Source organism: Pseudomonas fluorescens (assembly GCF_003732425.1).
Classification (GTDB): Bacteria; Pseudomonadota; Gammaproteobacteria; order Pseudomonadales; family Pseudomonadaceae; genus Aquipseudomonas; species Aquipseudomonas fluorescens_BE.
Genome location: NZ_MOBX01000016.1, coordinates 121,447 through 136,951, shown reverse-complemented (window position 1 = coordinate 136,951; position 15,505 = coordinate 121,447). Strand labels below are relative to the sequence as shown.

General features: G+C 60.7%; 11 protein-coding genes. 8 read left to right on the top strand and 3 right to left on the bottom strand.

What is annotated here, in order from left to right:
* Positions 1–122 precede the first annotated feature (122 nt).
* Both BK670_RS26230 and BK670_RS26225 read left to right on the top strand, forming a co-directional pair.
* Positions 123–1,991 carry a c-type cytochrome gene (locus BK670_RS26230; protein WP_123454145.1) on the top strand — a complete coding sequence of 623 codons (1,869 nt, stop codon included), beginning with the start codon at positions 123–125 and terminating at the stop codon, positions 1,989–1,991.
* Between the two features lie 25 nt (positions 1,992–2,016).
* Entirely contained in the window at positions 2,017–3,261 is a 1,245-nt protein-coding gene (locus BK670_RS26225) for a metallophosphoesterase family protein (RefSeq protein WP_123454144.1), read from the top strand.
* Between the two features lie 103 nt (positions 3,262–3,364).
* On the opposite strand, the gene gbcA is transcribed toward BK670_RS26225, so the two are convergent.
* Positions 3,365–4,660 (bottom strand): glycine-betaine demethylase subunit GbcA, encoded by a 1,296-nt coding sequence (gene gbcA / locus BK670_RS26220; protein WP_016772823.1) that lies wholly within the window; start codon positions 4,658–4,660, stop codon positions 3,365–3,367.
* Between the two features lie 296 nt (positions 4,661–4,956).
* Between gbcA and gbcB the strand changes: the two genes are divergently transcribed.
* The gene (gene gbcB / locus BK670_RS26210) at positions 4,957–6,057 is read left to right on the top strand and encodes a glycine-betaine demethylase subunit GbcB (RefSeq protein WP_123454143.1); all 1,101 of its coding nucleotides are present in this window, start codon (positions 4,957–4,959) and stop codon (positions 6,055–6,057) included.
* Between the two features lie 121 nt (positions 6,058–6,178).
* Here gbcB and BK670_RS26205 read toward each other — a convergent pair whose 3' ends face one another.
* Together BK670_RS26205 and BK670_RS26200 are read right to left on the bottom strand one after the other, a co-directional pair.
* Complete coding sequence (locus BK670_RS26205; protein ID WP_123454142.1) at positions 6,179–7,003, bottom strand: SDR family oxidoreductase; 825 nt, start codon at positions 7,001–7,003, stop codon at positions 6,179–6,181.
* 295 nt (positions 7,004–7,298) lie between these two features.
* Positions 7,299–8,339 (bottom strand): threonine aldolase family protein, encoded by a 1,041-nt coding sequence (locus tag BK670_RS26200; protein WP_016772826.1) that lies wholly within the window; start codon positions 8,337–8,339, stop codon positions 7,299–7,301.
* A 126-nt stretch (positions 8,340–8,465) separates the two neighbouring features.
* Here BK670_RS26200 and BK670_RS26195 point away from each other — a divergent pair, with 126 nt between their 5' ends.
* The 5 genes from BK670_RS26195 (at position 8,466) to BK670_RS26175 (ending at position 15,370) form a co-directional block, all read left to right on the top strand.
* Entirely contained in the window at positions 8,466–9,176 is a 711-nt protein-coding gene (locus BK670_RS26195; RefSeq protein ID WP_123454141.1) for a TraX family protein, read from the top strand.
* A gap of 311 nt (positions 9,177–9,487) precedes the next feature.
* The gene (locus BK670_RS26190) at positions 9,488–10,741 is read left to right on the top strand and encodes a serine hydroxymethyltransferase (RefSeq protein WP_007913117.1); all 1,254 of its coding nucleotides are present in this window, start codon (positions 9,488–9,490) and stop codon (positions 10,739–10,741) included.
* A 20-nt stretch (positions 10,742–10,761) separates the two neighbouring features.
* Positions 10,762–12,012 (top strand): sarcosine oxidase subunit beta, encoded by a 1,251-nt coding sequence (locus BK670_RS26185; protein ID WP_095187127.1) that lies wholly within the window; start codon positions 10,762–10,764, stop codon positions 12,010–12,012.
* Between the two features lie 14 nt (positions 12,013–12,026).
* Complete coding sequence (locus BK670_RS26180; RefSeq protein ID WP_123454139.1) at positions 12,027–12,356, top strand: sarcosine oxidase subunit delta; 330 nt, start codon at positions 12,027–12,029, stop codon at positions 12,354–12,356.
* Positions 12,353–15,370: a sarcosine oxidase subunit alpha gene (locus tag BK670_RS26175; protein ID WP_123454137.1), complete on the top strand. Its 3,018-nt coding sequence runs from the start codon at positions 12,353–12,355 to the stop codon at positions 15,368–15,370. Before BK670_RS26180 ends, BK670_RS26175 begins: the two co-directional genes overlap by 4 nt.
* Positions 15,371–15,505 lie beyond the last annotated feature (135 nt).

Below are 15,505 nucleotides of genomic sequence, written 5' to 3'. Positions count from 1 at the left end.
AGGAAAACCGCACACTCAGGTTTTGGGGCCGCTTCGCAGCCCGGCGGGAGCAAGCTCCCTCGCCACAAAGGCCGATTAAGCAGTGGATTTCTTTCTCAGGTCTGCACAAGGAAATGGATGATATGGATACCTACATCCGCTGGTTTCAACGCTTCATCTGGCTAGGCATTGCAATGAACATGGTGTTCGCCATCCCTGCGCTGTTCGCGCCGGGGTTGCTGACATCAGTGGTCGGGCTGCCGCCGCAGCTGTCTGACCCGTGGCTGGAAAACGCCGGGATGCTGCTGGTCGGCATCAGCGTGTTTTACATGCCGTCTGGCTTCAACGCGTCGCGCTACGTGGTGCATTCCTGGCTGTGCGTACTGACGCGGTTGATCGCCGTGATCTTCTGGATCTACCTGATCAACACCAGCACCCAGGGCTCGGTGTTCGTGCCGATGTTGATGGGTGATCTGAGCTTCTTTCTGATTCTCGGCATTCTGCTGTACCTCGGCACCACGCCTGAAAACCGGCCATGGGCGCTGCTCTGCGATGGCTGGCGCGAATGGCGCGCGGCGTGGCAGCGGCAATGGCAGAGTCACGCCTTTAAGGTCGGTACGCTGGTTGTCATCGCGGTGCTGGGTTTCATCGGCTACCAAACCTGGTATCAGATGCTCCGCGTCGTCCCTGAGCAGGAATACGCCTCCGACGAAGACCACTACAAATACGCCGCCATTGGTCTCGGTATCGAAGCACGCATCCCGTATTACCTGTTTGCCGTGTTGCCGCAGATGTGTCCGGAGAAAATGCCCAAACCCGGCGGCTGGGAGGTTTTCGGCTTCCTCTTCGAAAATGGCAAAGACCTGCCGATCGGCATGGCCAAGCGGCAGATCGGCTACCCGACAGTAGAGCCGAACTGCGCGCTGTGCCACACCGGCTCCTACCGGGCCAATGCCAGTGACGTCGCCGTCAATGTGCCGAGCGCGCCGGCCAACACCCTGCAACTGCAGGCCTTCCAGTGGTTCGCCTACGATTGCGCCAGCGATCCGAAATTCACCACCGACGCGGTGATGGCGGCGATCAACAGCAAGTTTCAGCTGGGCTTTTTCGAGAAGCTCTACAACCGCTACCTGATCATGCCGATGGCGAAAAGCGCCTTGCTCAAACAGAAGCAGGCCTACGCCTGGCAGAAGCTGCGTCCGCAACAAGGCCCGGGCCGCACCGACACCTTCAACCCGACGAAAATGGTGGTGTTCGGCTTCCCGGATGACTCGACCATCGGCACCGTCGACCTGCCGCAAGTGTGGAACCAGAAACCACGGGAATCGATGTACCTGCACTGGGACGGCAATAACAACAAAATCCACGAACGCAACTACGCCGCCGCGATGGCCGTGGGCGCGACGCCGGAATCGGTACTGCCGCCGAGCTTCAACCGCGTGACCAACTGGTTGCTCGGGCACAAGGCGCCGGCGTGGCCGTGGGCGCTGGATCAGGCCAAAGTCGCTCAGGGTAAACCGATCTGGGACGCCAACTGCGCGGCTTGTCATGACTTCGGCCGTGCCGACACCGGACAGGTCACGACCAACATCGACCAGCTCGGCACCGATCCACATCGGCTCGACTCGTTCACCACCGGTCTGGTGACCGCGTTCCACACCTTCAAGAAACCGCCGTTCGACTTCGGCGCGTATCGCAAGACCCAGAGCTACAGCAACACCCCGACTGACGGCGTCTGGCTGCGCGCGCCGTACCTGCACAACGGCTCGGTGCCGACCCTGTGGGACTTGCTGCAACCGCCGGAAAAACGTCCGCAGGTGTTCATCACCGGCTCGGATATTTACGACCCGGTCAATGTCGGTTTCGTCACCAGCGGCGCCCAGGCCAAAGCCTCGGCGGACTTCAAATACGACACCCGTCTGGAGGGCAATCACAACAGCGGTCACCTGTATGGCACGACGCTCTCGGATGACGACAAGCGTGCGCTGATCGAATTCATGAAAACCCTGTGAAGCCTTACGGAGAGAGGATTACGCCATGTCACTGGTCAGTCATTGGGAACACGAGTACGACAAGGTCAAAGTGCGCATTCACGGTTTGTTCACGCGTATGGAAATGGCCTGGATGAAGCTCGTCAGCGAGCTGGAGCCGCAGGAGTTTCAGGCGATCATCAAGCTGCTGCAACGCGGACACGATCAGGCGCAATACGTGCTGAAGAACGGCGAGTTGCCGAGCGACGAACCGAGCGTGCCGTGGGAGTTGTCCCACGGCTTGTCGATCCTGCGCATCGGCAATGCCAAGCCATTACCGCAGTCAAGCGATCAACTGCAAACCCGGGTGCTCAAGGACGGCAGCCTGCTCGGGTGTCGCAAGTGGGAACTGCTGGATCTGCTGTGGAGCGAGGCGCTGTTGAAGTGGATCGAAAACCTGCGCCATCACGCGACCTTCGGCACTGATCCCGCCGTGGTGCAGATGGAGCGCGACGTGACCCTGGCGATCGCCGGCGACTGGGGCACCGGGCCGTTCGACAGCCATGCGCCGGCGGTGTCGGTGGCCAATCAGATGCAACTGGCCCAGGCTGATTTCACCATTCATTTGGGCGATGTGTATTACGCCGGCAGTCATTCCCAGGAAGACGTCGACATGGCCGGTTGGCCGATGGGCACCCACGGCTCATTCACCCTCAATTCCAACCACGAGATGTACAGCGGCGCCCACGGCTATTTCAAGGAACTGGCCAAGCGTTTTCCGGGGCAGCAGGGCACCAGTTACTTCGCTTTGATCAACGATGACTGGCTGGTGGTCGGACTCGATTCCGCGTACGCGTCTGATGCGATGAACCTGTACATGGACGGCACCTTGAACGAGCCGCAGATCCAGTGGATGAAAGGCCTGCCGAAACGCAAAAAGATCATGGTGCTCAGCCATCATCAGGGCTTCGATATTTCCGGGCACAATCAGACCGCGCTGTATCAACCGGTGTGCGATGCCCTGGGGCGCGAGCCTGATTACTGGTATTGGGGGCATCTGCACAACGGCATCGTCTATGCGCAGCAGGGCGGACTGCATGCGCGCTGTGCCGGGCACGGGGCGATTCCCTATGGCAATGCCAGCGAGCTGGACGGGCATTCGCGGGTGCTGTGGTCGGAGACGCAAAATGCGAATGACCCGGCGTATCCGGTCCGGGTGTTGAATGGATACGCGAAGATCAGGCTGGTGGGAGAGGAGATATTTGAGGAGTTTATTGGTGAGGATGGCAGTGTGAGGTGGTCATCCAAATAAGGTGGTGACTGGGCCGGCCTCTTCGCGAGCAGGCTCGCTCCCACAGTTGGAACGCATTCCAAATGTGGGAGCGAGCCTGCTCGCGAAGCCTTTGCCTTTGCTTTTAGCCCTGGACCGGGACGCCTTTGAGGTACGGTGCTGGCTCGGCGCCGAGGTTGTTCAGCATCCGTTCGCTGTACCAGTCGACGAAGTTGACCACGCCAAACTCATAAGTCTTGGAATATGGCCCAGGCTGGTAAGCGGTGGAGTTGATCCCGCGCTGATTCTCTTCGGCCAGACGACGATCCTGATCGTTGGTCGCGTCCCACACCTGACGCATACGTTCCACGTCGTAATCGACACCCTCAACCGCATCCTTGTGCACCAGCCATTTGGTGGTGACCATGGTTTCCTGCGCGCTGATCGGCCACACGGTGAAGACGATGATGTGGTCGCCCATGCAGTGGTTCCACGAATGCGGCAGGTGCAGGATGCGCATCGAACCCAGATCGGGGTTCTTGATGCGGCCCATCAGTTTCGCGCAGCCCTGTTTGCCGTCGAGGGTCATCGACACGGTGCCCTTGAGCAGCGGCATGCGTACGATGCGGTTGCGCAGGCCGAAACTGGCGTGGGCGTAAGGGATCTTCTCGGCTTCCCAGGCAGCGGCGGAGGCGGCGACGTGATCCTTGAACGCTTGATCGGCGCGCGGGTCGGTGACGTCGTCCCATTCCAGTAGGGTTTTCAGCAGTTCCGGGTGCGACGCGTTGCAGTGGTAGCACTCGCGGTTGTTTTCCAGCACCAGTTTCCAGTTGGCCTTTTCCATCAAGGTGGTGGTAATCGCCACCTTGGTGTTCTCCATGTCGTACGGTTCCATGTAATGGTTCAGCGTCGACAGGAAGTCATCAATGGCTGGCGGGTTCTCGGCGAGACTGATGAAAATGTAACCGCCGGCGGTTTTCACGTTCACCGGTTTCAGGCCGTACTGCTTCATGTCGAAGTCGGCGCCCATCTCGGTACCGGCGAACAGCAGGCGACCGTCCAGCTCGTAGGTCCACTGGTGGTAGTGGCAGACCAGTTTGGCGACCTTGCCTTTTTCACTGGTGCACAGGCGCGAGCCACGGTGGCGGCAGACGTTATGGAACGCATGCACGACGCCTTCAGCGCCACGAATAACGATGATCGGGTTCTTGCCGACCTGCAGGGTCAGGTAGTTGCCCTTGGCCGGGATTTCGCAGGTCATGCCGGCGATCAACCACTCTTTCTGGAAGATCTCCTGCATGTCGATATCGAACAGCCGCTCGTCGCTATAAAACGGTTGCGGCAGCGAGAACGTGCGCTCGCGTTCTTGCAGCATTTGTGCGGTGGCCTTGCGTGCGGGTTCCAGCGGATCGCCCAGGCTGATTTTTGCGGTGACGTCCATCGATGTGATCCTCATGGCCATCTGCGTGGCCGGCGAAAAGTGGCTGATCAGGGGTGCTGCTAACGGTTGCTACGCAAGGTGTAAAGAATCTGTCTTGGTGTGAGGCGAGTGTGGGGCCGGCGCTGCCCCGAACCTTATCCATGGGCGACATGGTGCAATCTGTTCCCGACGCGCAACCCCCGGTGGTTGGGGGCTGGTCGCGATAAGTATGCCGATGTCGCGGATAGGTAAACGGGCGGTCTGCGCTATACGCAGAATCGCCACATGAAGGCCGACAGTCGGCCGTGGAGAACAGCATGTCCAACAGCTTCCTGAATCCGGTCACCACCCAGACCTGGGCCAATGGCCGACACATCGTCCGTTGCGTCAAAGTCATCCAGGAAACCTGGGACGTGCGCACCTTCTGCTTTATGGCCGACCAGCCGATCCTGTTCTTCTTCAAGCCCGGGCAGTTCGTGACCCTGGAGCTGGAAATCGAAGGCCAGCCGATCATGCGCTCGTACACGATCTCCAGTTCGCCGTCGGTGCCGTACAGTTTTTCGGTAACGATCAAGCGAGTGCCGGGCGGCAAGGTGTCCAACTGGTTGCACGACACGTTGCATGAAGGCCAGGAGCTGGCGGTACACGGTCCGGTCGGGTTGTTCAACGCCATCGACTTCCCAAGCCCGAAAGTGCTGTACCTGAGCGGTGGCGTCGGCATCACGCCGTGCATGTCGATGGCGCGCTGGTTCTACGACACCAATGCCAACGTCGACATGACGTTTATCCACAGCGCCCGCTCGCCGAAAGACATCATTTATCACCGCGAGCTGGAGCACATGGCGTCGCGGATCGACAACTTCAGCCTGCACCTGATCTGCGAGAAGCATGGATTGGGCGAGCCGTGGGCCGGGTATCGCGGCTATCTGAACCACAAAATGCTGGAATTGATGGTGCCGGACTTCCTCGAGCGCGAAGTGTTCTGCTGCGGCCCGACGCCGTATATGAACGCGGTCAAGCGTTTGCTGGAAGTGGCCGGTTACGACATGTCGCGTTATCACGAGGAATCGTTCGGTGCCACACCGCCGGAAGCCCGTGCCGATGCGGTCGAGCAGGCCGAACAGGCCGCCGATGCGCCGGAAATCGATGCGGCGGACCTGCATCAGGTCGAATTCACCGCGTCCGGCAAGAGCATTCGTGTGGCACCGGGTGAGACCGTGCACGCGGCGGCAGCCAAGCTGGGGTTGATGATTCCGAAAGCGTGCGGCATGGGCATTTGCGGCACGTGCAAGGTGATGAAGCTGGGCGGCGAAGTGGAGATGGAGCACAACGGCGGGATTACCGAGGACGATGAGGCGGAAGGGTTTATCTTGTCGTGCTGCAGCGTGCCGAAGGGCGACGTGCGGATCGAATTCTAAGGCGTTGCACAGACCCAATGTGGGAGCGAGCCTGCTCGCGAATGCGGTGTGTCATTCAACATGTGCGCTGCTTGACACAGCCTATTCGCGAGCAGGCTCGCTCCCACAGGGGTTATGCGTTTCAATCCACGAACAGGTCGGGCATCAGTGTGGCGGTGCTGCCCGGATCAAATCGGTAGTGATCAAATTCAGTCGCGCCGTTTTCGCGCAACACTTCCTCATCGATCAACAACCGCCCGGTAATCTGCCGCCCGCTGCTATCCAGAATCACATGCGCCGCATCCGCCATGATCGAAGGCAGACGCGCCTGTTTGAACGACTCGCGATTGCCCAACTGAAACTCGATCGCCGCCGTGGCAATCATCGTTTGCGGCCACAACGAATTGACGCTGATCCCGTAACTGGCGAATTCCTCGCTCATGCCCACCGTCAGCATGCTCATGCCGTACTTGGTCACGGTGTAAGGACTGAACTGCGCAAACCATTTGCTCGCCAGATTCAGCGGCGGCGACAGGTTGAGAATGTGCCCGGCGGATTTTTTCAAATAGGGCAGGGCCGCCTGGCTGCACAGCAGCACCGCACGGGTGTTGATCTGGTGCATCAGGTCGAAACGCTTGAGTTCGATGTGTTGCACACCGGTCAACTTGATCGCCCCGGCGTTGTTCACCAGTGCATCGATGCCGCCGAAATGTTCGTTGGCCTGAGCCAGTGCCTGACGTACGGCATCTTCATCACGCACATCGACTTGCAGGGCCAACGCTTTGCCGCCCGCCGACTCGACTTCCGCCGCGACGCTGTGAATGGTGCCGGGCAACTTGGCGTGGGGCTCGGCGCTTTTGGCGGCGATGACGATATTGGCCCCGTCCCTGGCGGCGCGCAGCGCAATCTCACGGCCAATGCCACGACTGGCGCCGGTGATGAACAGGGTTTTGCCTTGTAACGACATGCCGATGCTCCTGCTTATTGTTATGTGAGCGGAGGGCTCGACAGACACTGTAGACCAAGTCTTTCAGGGCGCGAGGAAGGAGGATTGAGGATGCTGGGGGAGTGGCGGTTGTGGCGAGGGGATTTATCCCCGTTCGGCTGCGCAGCAGTCGTAAAGCCTGAGAATGCGGACTTCCTGGTTGACCGCGTTCTCAGGTTTTGGGGCCGCTTCGCGACCCAACGGGGATAAATCCCCTCGCCACAGGGGCTCACCTCATTACAGGGAATCCCTCACAGGGAGTTCATTTGCCAATGAATCAGGCGGACATCACTTCGCGGATGTCGCGGGCCAGTTCGCGTACGCGTTCTTCTTCGGTGTCCCATGAGCACATGAAGCGCGCGCCGCCCTTGCCGATGAAGGTGTAGAAGCGCCAGTTCTTCGCGGTCAGCGCAGCGATGGCAGGCTCCGACAGTTGTAGGAACACGCCGTTGGCCTGCACCGGGAACATCAGTTCTACGCCCGGAATGTCGCTGACCAGCTCGGCCAGCAATTGTGCGCAGTGGTTGGCGTGGCGGGCGTATTTGAGCCAGGCGTCGTTTTCGAGGATGCCGACCCACGGCGCCGAGAGGAAGCGCATTTTCGACGCCAGTTGCCCGGCCTGCTTGCAGCGGTAATCGAAGTCTTCCGCCAGTTTGTGGTTGAAGAACAGGATCGCTTCGCCCACCGCCATGCCGTTCTTGGTGCCGCCGAAGCACAGCACATCAACACCGGCCTTCCAGGTCAGATCCGCTGGCGAGCAGCCAAGGAAGGCGCAGGCGTTGGAGAAGCGCGCGCCGTCCATGTGCAGGTGCAGGCCCAGTTCCTTGCAGGTGGCGCTGATGGCGCGGACTTCTTCCGGGGTGTAGACGCTGCCGACTTCAGTGGCCTGGGTCAGGGTCACCACGCGCGGTTTCGGGTAGTGGATGTCCTGACGCTTGAGCGCGACTTCGCGGATCGATTGCGGGGTGATCTTGCCGTTTTCAGTGCCGGCGATCAGCAGTTTCGAACCGTTGGAGAAAAATTCCGGGGCGCCGCATTCGTCGGTTTCGACGTGGGCGGTTTCCGAGCAGATCACGCTGTGGTAACTCTGGCACAGCGACGACAGCGCCAGCGAGTTGGCGGCGGTGCCGTTGAAGGCGAAGAACACTTCGCAATCGGTTTCGAACAGTTTGCGGAAATGGTCGGCCGCGCGTGCGGTCCATTCATCGTCGCCATACGCGCGCTGGTGGCCGTGGTTGGCCTGTTCCATCGCAGCCCAGGCTTCAGGGCAGATTCCGGAATAGTTGTCGCTGGCGAATTGTTGGCTCTTGTCGGTCATGGCCGGCTTCCGTGGTCGAGACTCTTGTGAAGACTCGTGGTCAATGAGGGTGCGCACTTTACCGAAGATCTTCCGGGGAGCACGTGGGATGTTGCTGTCAGAAAATTACCAGTTTGTGGCCTGATTATGCACGTGACTAAACGCGACGGCGCATTGGATTTGCTCAAGTGGATGGCGTTACTGAGCATGCTGTTCGATCACCTGCGATATGTCGGGATCAGCGCCGATTGGCTGTATGTTCCAGGGCGTCTGGCGTTCCCGTGGTTCTGTCTGGCGATGGCGGCGAATCTGGCGCGTGAGGGGGCGCGGAAGATGGAATGGCGCTATCTGGGCTGGTTGTTGCTGTTCAGCGCGGTCAGTGAGATTCCTTACCGCTTGTACCTACCTGATCCTGATACGTTGAACGTGATGCCGACGCTGGCGCTGGGACTGCTGGTGGCGCGGGGCTGGCAGGATCAAGCAATGCTGTCGCGATTGCTGGGTGCGGCGGCGCTGGTGCTGGCTGCTGTTTTCCCGGAGCGACTGATGTTCGGGCTCTTCGGCGTTCTGTTGCCGCTGGCGATGTTGCTGGTGTTTCGCCGTCCCTGGTATTTCAGCCTGCTGCCGGGATTGATTGGTCTCGCCGCCAATCAATGGCACGTTCTGTTTGACTCGGCGAGGTTCGGCAGTAGCGTTGCGATCCTCGGCATTGCCACCTGTCTGTTTGCGCCAGTGCTCGGAATGTTCCTGTTGCGACATGGGCGACATCTGCAGCCACCAGCGATGCGCCGTTGGGCCTACGCCCTCTACCCGGCGCATTTCCTGCTTTTGCTGACGCTACGCACAGTATTGGTCTAACACCTGTGGCGAGGGAGCTTGCTCCCGCTGGGCTGCGCAGCAGCCGCAAATCCAGAACATACGGTCTATCAGGCACACCGCATGCTGAGGTTTTGCGACGGCTGCGCCGTCGAGCGGGAGCAAGCTCCCTCGCCACAGAAGGCATTGTGTGCCTGAGCTTTCTCTGCCATGTCGTAAACGCACCTTTGCGTGGCGTCCGCAGGCATTTGAGCTGTCTGCGCCGGTCATACCATCGGCATCAAAGGGCACTGCCTTCATTGCCAGTGCCTTACCGAGACGAATGGCGCACAGATGCCGCTGGGAGAGACGCGATGTTCAGCAAGCAAGACCAGATCCAGGGTTACGACGATGCACTGCTGGCGGCGATGAATGCCGAGGAGCAACGTCAGGAAGATCACATCGAGCTGATCGCGTCGGAGAACTACACCAGCAAACGCGTGATGCAAGCGCAGGGCAGCGGCCTGACCAATAAATACGCCGAAGGTTATCCGGGCAAGCGCTACTACGGCGGCTGCGAGCACGTGGATAAAGTCGAAGCGTTGGCCATCGAGCGCGCCAAGCAACTGTTCGGCGCTGATTACGCCAACGTCCAGCCGCACTCCGGTTCTTCGGCCAACAGCGCCGTATACCTGGCGCTGATCCAGCCGGGCGACACCATCCTCGGCATGAGCCTGGCCCACGGCGGTCACCTGACCCACGGCGCCAAAGTGTCGTCCTCGGGCAAGCTCTACAACGCCGTGCAGTACGGGATCAACACCGACACCGGACTGATCGATTACGACGAAGTCGAGCGTCTGGCTGTTGAATCCAAGCCGAAAATGATCGTCGCCGGTTTCTCCGCTTACTCGAAAACCCTCGACTTCCCGCGCTTCCGCCAGATCGCTGACAAAGTCGGCGCGCTGCTGTTCGTCGACATGGCCCACGTGGCCGGTCTGGTTGCCGCCGGTCTGTACCCGAACCCGCTGCCTTACGCTGACGTGGTCACCACCACCACGCACAAAACCCTGCGCGGCCCACGTGGCGGGCTGATCCTGGCCAAGTCCAACGAAGAGATCGAGAAAAAGCTCAACGCCGCGGTATTCCCCGGCGCCCAAGGCGGCCCGCTGATGCATGTCATCGCCGGTAAAGCCGTGTGCTTCAAGGAAGCGCTGGAGCCGGGCTTCAAGGCTTATCAGCAACAAGTGATCGACAACGCCCAGGCGATGGCGAGCGTATTTATCAAACGTGGCTACGATGTAGTGTCCGGCGGCACCGACAACCATCTGTTCCTGGTCAGCCTGATCCGTCAGGGCCTGACCGGCAAAGATGCCGACGCCGCCCTTGGCCGCGCGCACATCACCGTCAACAAGAACGCCGTGCCGAACGACCCGCAGTCGCCGTTCGTCACCTCCGGCCTGCGCATCGGCACCCCGGCGGTGACCACGCGCGGCTTCAAAGTGACCCAGTGCGAAGTGCTGGCCGGCTGGATCTGCGACATCCTCGACAACCTCGGCGACGCCGACGTCGAGGCCAATGTTGCCCAGCAGGTTTCGGCCCTGTGCGCAGACTTCCCGGTTTACCGCTGAGCGTTCTGGAGTAAATGACTATGCAACGCTATTCGGGCTTCGGCCTCTTCAAACACTCCCTCAGCCACCACGAAAACTGGCAGCGCATGTGGCGCACGCCGACGCCGAAGAAGGTCTACGACGTGGTCATCGTCGGCGGCGGCGGGCACGGTCTGGCGACCGCTTACTATCTGGCCAAAGAGCACGGCATCACCAACGTCGCCGTGGTCGAGAAAGGCTGGCTTGGCGGCGGTAACACCGCGCGCAACACCACCATTGTTCGCTCCAACTACCTGTGGGACGAGTCGGCGCACCTCTACGAACACGCAATGAAATTGTGGGAAGGTCTGTCCCAGGACCTGAACTACAACGTGATGTTCTCCCAGCGTGGCGTCTACAACCTCTGCCACACCTTGCAGGACATCCGTGATTCCGAGCGTCGGGTCAGCGCCAACCGCCTCAACGGCGTCGATGGCGAGCTGCTCAACGCCCAGCAAGTCGCTGACGAAATCCCGTACCTCGACTGCTCGAAAAACACCCGCTACCCAGTGTTGGGCGCCACCGTGCAGCGTCGCGGCGGCGTCGCCCGTCACGATGCCGTGGCCTGGGGCTTTGCCCGTGCCGCCGATGCCTTGGGCGTCGACTTGATCCAGCAGACCGAAGTGATCGGTTTCCGCAAGGAAAACGGTGTGTGCATCGGTGTTGAAACCAACAAGGGTTTCATCGGCGCCAAGCGCGTCGGCGTGGTCACCGCCGGTAACTCCGGGCACATGGCCAAACTCGCCGGTTTCCGTCTGCCGATCGAATCCCACCCGCTGCAAGCACTGGTGTCCGAGCCGATCAAGCCGATTATCGACAGCGTGATCATGTCCAACGCCGTGCACGGTTACATCAGCCAGTCCGACAAGGGCGACCTGGTGATCGGCGCCGGTATCGACGGCTACAACGGCTACGGCCAGCGCGGTTCGTACCCGGTGATCGAGCACACCATTCAGGCCATCGTCGAGATGTTCCCGGTGTTGTCCCGCGTACGCATGAACCGGCAGTGGGGCGGCATCGTCGACACCACGCCGGACGCTTGCCCGATCATTTCGAAAACCCCGGTACCGAACATGTTCTTCAACTGCGGTTGGGGCACCGGCGGCTTCAAGGCTACACCCGGCTCGGGCAACGTGTTTGCCGCGAGTCTGGCCAAGGGTGAAATGCACCCGTTGGCCGCACCTTTCTCCATCGACCGTTTCCACAACGGTGCGTTGATCGATGAACACGGCGCTGCTGCGGTTGCCCACTAACAGGAGAAATCCCCATGTTGCATATCTTCTGTCCTCACTGCGGCGAGTTGCGCTCCGAAGAGGAATTCCACGCATCCGGTCAGGCGCACATTCCGCGCCCGCTCGATCCAGGCGCCTGCACTGACGAGGAGTGGGGCGACTACATGTTCTTCCGCGACAACCCGCGCGGTCTGCACCACGAGCTGTGGGATCACGTTGCCGGTTGCCGTCAGTACTTCAACGTCACCCGCGACACCGTGACCTACGAGATTCTCGAAACCTACAAGATCGGCACCAAGCCGCAATTCACCGACAAGACTGATTCGGCGAAAACAGCCACGACGGCGCTGGGAGAGAAGGTATGAGCCAGACCAATCGCCTGTCCAACGGTGGACGGATCGACCGCAACAAAGTGCTGAGCTTCACCTTCAACGGTCAGAGCTACAAAGGCTTCGAGGGTGACTCGCTGGCCGCCGCGCTGATCGCCAACGGCGTCGACATCATTGGCCGCAGCTTCAAGTATTCGCGTCCTCGCGGGATCTTTGCCGCCGGTGCCGAAGAGCCGAACGCGGTGCTGCAGATCGGTGCGACCGAAGCCACCCAGATTCCCAACGTGCGCGCCACGCAACAGGCGCTGTATCAAGGTCTGGTCGCGACCAGCACCAACGGCTGGCCGAGCGTCAACAACGACATGATGGGGATTCTCGGCAAGGTTGGCGGCAAGCTGATGCCGCCGGGTTTCTACTACAAAACCTTCATGTACCCGCAATCGTTCTGGATGACTTACGAGAAGTACATTCGTAAGGCTGCCGGTTTGGGCCGTTCGCCGACCGAAGTCGATCCGGACACTTACGACTACATGAACCAGCACTGCGACGTGCTGATCGTCGGTGCTGGCCCTGCGGGTCTGGCGGCTGCACTGGCGGCTGCGCGCAGCGGTGCCCGAGTGATTCTTGCCGATGAGCAGGAAGAGTTCGGCGGCAGCCTGCTCGACTCCCGCGAAAGCCTTGACGGCAAACCGGCGATGGATTGGGTTGCCAGCGTCATCGCTGAACTGAAGGACACCCCGGACGTGCTGCTGTTGCCGCGCGCCACGGTCAACGGTTACCACGACCACAACTTCCTGACCATTCACGAACGCCTCACCGATCACCTCGGCGACCGCGCACCGATCGGTCAGGTACGTCAGCGCATTCACCGCGTTCGCGCCAAGCGTGTGGTGCTGGCGACCGGCGCTTGCGAGCGTCCGCTGGTCTACGGCAACAACGACGTGCCGGGCAACATGCTTGCCGGTGCGGTGTCGACTTACGTGCGTCGCTACGGCGTGGCACCGGGTAAAAAACTGGTGCTGTCGACCAACAACGATCACGCCTATCGCGTGGCACTGGATTGGCTCGACGCCAGTCTGCAAGTGGTGGCCATCGCCGACGCCCGCAGCAATCCACGTGGTGCATTGGTGGAAGAGGCGCGTGCCAAAGGCATTCGCATCCTCACCGGCAGCGCCGTGATCGAGGCCCGTGGCAGCAAGCGCGTTACTGCGGCCCGCGTCGCCGCGATTGATGTGAAGGCACATGCCGTGACCAGCCCGGGCGAATGGCTCGACTGCGATGTGGTCGCCAGCTCCGGCGGTTATAGCCCTGTCGTGCACTTGGCTTCGCACCTCGGTGGCAAGCCGACCTGGCGCGAAGACATCCTCGGTTTCATCCCGGGTGAAGCCCCGCAGAAACGCGTGTGCGTCGGTGGTATCAACGGCGTTTACGGTCTCGGCGATTCGCTGGCCGATGGTTTTGAGGGTGGCGTGCGCGCTGCCAGCGAAGCCGGTTTCGCTGCGGTCGAAGGCACTCTGCCGAAAGCCCTGAGCCGGCTCGAAGAGCCGACGCTGGCGCTGTTCCAGGTGCCGCATGAAAAGGGCACCGCTCGGGCGCCGAAGCAATTCGTTGACCTGCAAAACGACGTCACCGCCGCCGCCATCGAACTGGCGACCCGCGAAGGTTTCGAGTCGGTCGAGCACGTCAAACGCTACACCGCACTGGGCTTCGGCACCGATCAGGGCAAGCTTGGCAACGTCAACGGTCTGGCCATCGCCGCCCGTTCGCTGAACGTGACCATCCCGCAGATGGGCACCACGATGTTCCGTCCGAACTATACGCCGGTCACCTTCGGCGCCGTGGCCGGCCGTCACTGTGGGCATATCTTCGAACCGGTGCGCTACACCGCGCTGCATGCCTGGCATGTAAAAAGCGGTGCCGAGTTTGAAGACGTCGGCCAGTGGAAACGTCCATGGTACTTCCCGAAAAACGGTGAAGACCTACATGCGGCGGTGAAGCGCGAATGCAAAGCCGTGCGCGACAGCGTCGGCCTGCTCGACGCCTCGACGCTGGGCAAAATCGACATTCAAGGCCCGGATGCCCGTGAGTTCCTCAACCGCGTGTACACCAACGCCTGGACCAAACTCGACGTGGGCAAGGCCCGTTACGGCCTGATGTGCAAAGAAGACGGCATGGTCTTCGACGATGGCGTGACGGCTTGCCTGGCGGACAACCATTTCGTCATGACCACCACCACCGGCGGTGCGGCTCGCGTGCTGCAGTGGCTGGAGCTGTACCACCAGACCGAGTGGCCGGACATGAAGGTGTATTTCACCTCCGTCACCGACCACTGGGCGACCATGACCCTGTCCGGGCCGAACAGCCGCAAGCTGCTCAGCGCCGTGACCGACATCGACCTGAGCAACGAAGCCTTCCCGTTCATGACCTGGAAAGAAGGTCTGGTCGGCGGCGTGCCGGCGCGGGTGTTCCGCATCTCGTTTACCGGTGAGCTGTCGTACGAAGTCAACGTCCAGGCCGACTACGCGATGGGCGTGCTGGAAAAAATCGTCGAGGCCGGCAAGCAGTACAACCTGACGCCGTACGGCACTGAAACCATGCACGTCCTGCGGGCCGAGAAGGGTTTCATCATTGTCGGTCAGGACACTGACGGCTCGATGACCCCGGACGACCTGAACATGGGCTGGTGTGTCGGTCGCACCAAACCGTTCTCGTGGATCGGTCAGCGCGGGATGAACCGTGAAGACTGCGTGAAGGATCAGCGTAAGCAGTTGGTCGGCCTGAAGCCGATCGATCCGACCAAATGGCTGCCGGAAGGTGCTCAGTTGGTGTTCAACACCAAACAGGCAATCCCGATGACCATGGTCGGCCACGTGACGTCCAGCTACGCGCACAACTCCCTCGGGTATTCGTTTGCCATGGGTGTGGTCAAGGGCGGTCTGAAGCGCATGGGTGAGCGGGTGTTTGCACCGCTGGCCGATGGCAGCGTGATCGAGGCGGAAATCGTTTCTTCGGTGTTCTTCGATCCGAAGGGTGATCGCCAGAACATTTGACGGCCTCGAGAACTGTGGGCGGGCGGCTATTCGCGAGCAGGCTCGCTCCCACATTCGACCGCGTTCCCCTGTGGGAGCGAGCCTGCTCGCGAAAGCGGCAGATCAGCCTCCGCAGGAACCAACAGAATTCAGCAA

Bases quoted from the DNA above. Each gene is read 5' to 3' on its own strand.
- BK670_RS26230 (WP_123454145.1), top strand. From the start codon at position 123: ATGGATACCTACATCCGCTGGTTTCAACGCTTCATCTGGCTAGGCATT.
- BK670_RS26225 (WP_123454144.1), top strand. From the start codon at position 2,017: ATGTCACTGGTCAGTCATTGGGAACACGAGTACGACAAGGTCAAAGTG.
- gbcA (WP_016772823.1), bottom strand. From the start codon at position 4,660: ATGGACGTCACCGCAAAAATCAGCCTGGGCGATCCGCTGGAACCCGCA.
- gbcB (WP_123454143.1), top strand. From the start codon at position 4,957: ATGTCCAACAGCTTCCTGAATCCGGTCACCACCCAGACCTGGGCCAAT.
- BK670_RS26205 (WP_123454142.1), bottom strand. From the start codon at position 7,003: ATGTCGTTACAAGGCAAAACCCTGTTCATCACCGGCGCCAGTCGTGGC.
- BK670_RS26200 (WP_016772826.1), bottom strand. From the start codon at position 8,339: ATGACCGACAAGAGCCAACAATTCGCCAGCGACAACTATTCCGGAATC.
- BK670_RS26195 (WP_123454141.1), top strand. From the start codon at position 8,466: ATGCACGTGACTAAACGCGACGGCGCATTGGATTTGCTCAAGTGGATG.
- BK670_RS26190 (WP_007913117.1), top strand. From the start codon at position 9,488: ATGTTCAGCAAGCAAGACCAGATCCAGGGTTACGACGATGCACTGCTG.
- BK670_RS26185 (WP_095187127.1), top strand. From the start codon at position 10,762: ATGCAACGCTATTCGGGCTTCGGCCTCTTCAAACACTCCCTCAGCCAC.
- BK670_RS26180 (WP_123454139.1), top strand. From the start codon at position 12,027: ATGTTGCATATCTTCTGTCCTCACTGCGGCGAGTTGCGCTCCGAAGAG.
- BK670_RS26175 (WP_123454137.1), top strand. From the start codon at position 12,353: ATGAGCCAGACCAATCGCCTGTCCAACGGTGGACGGATCGACCGCAAC.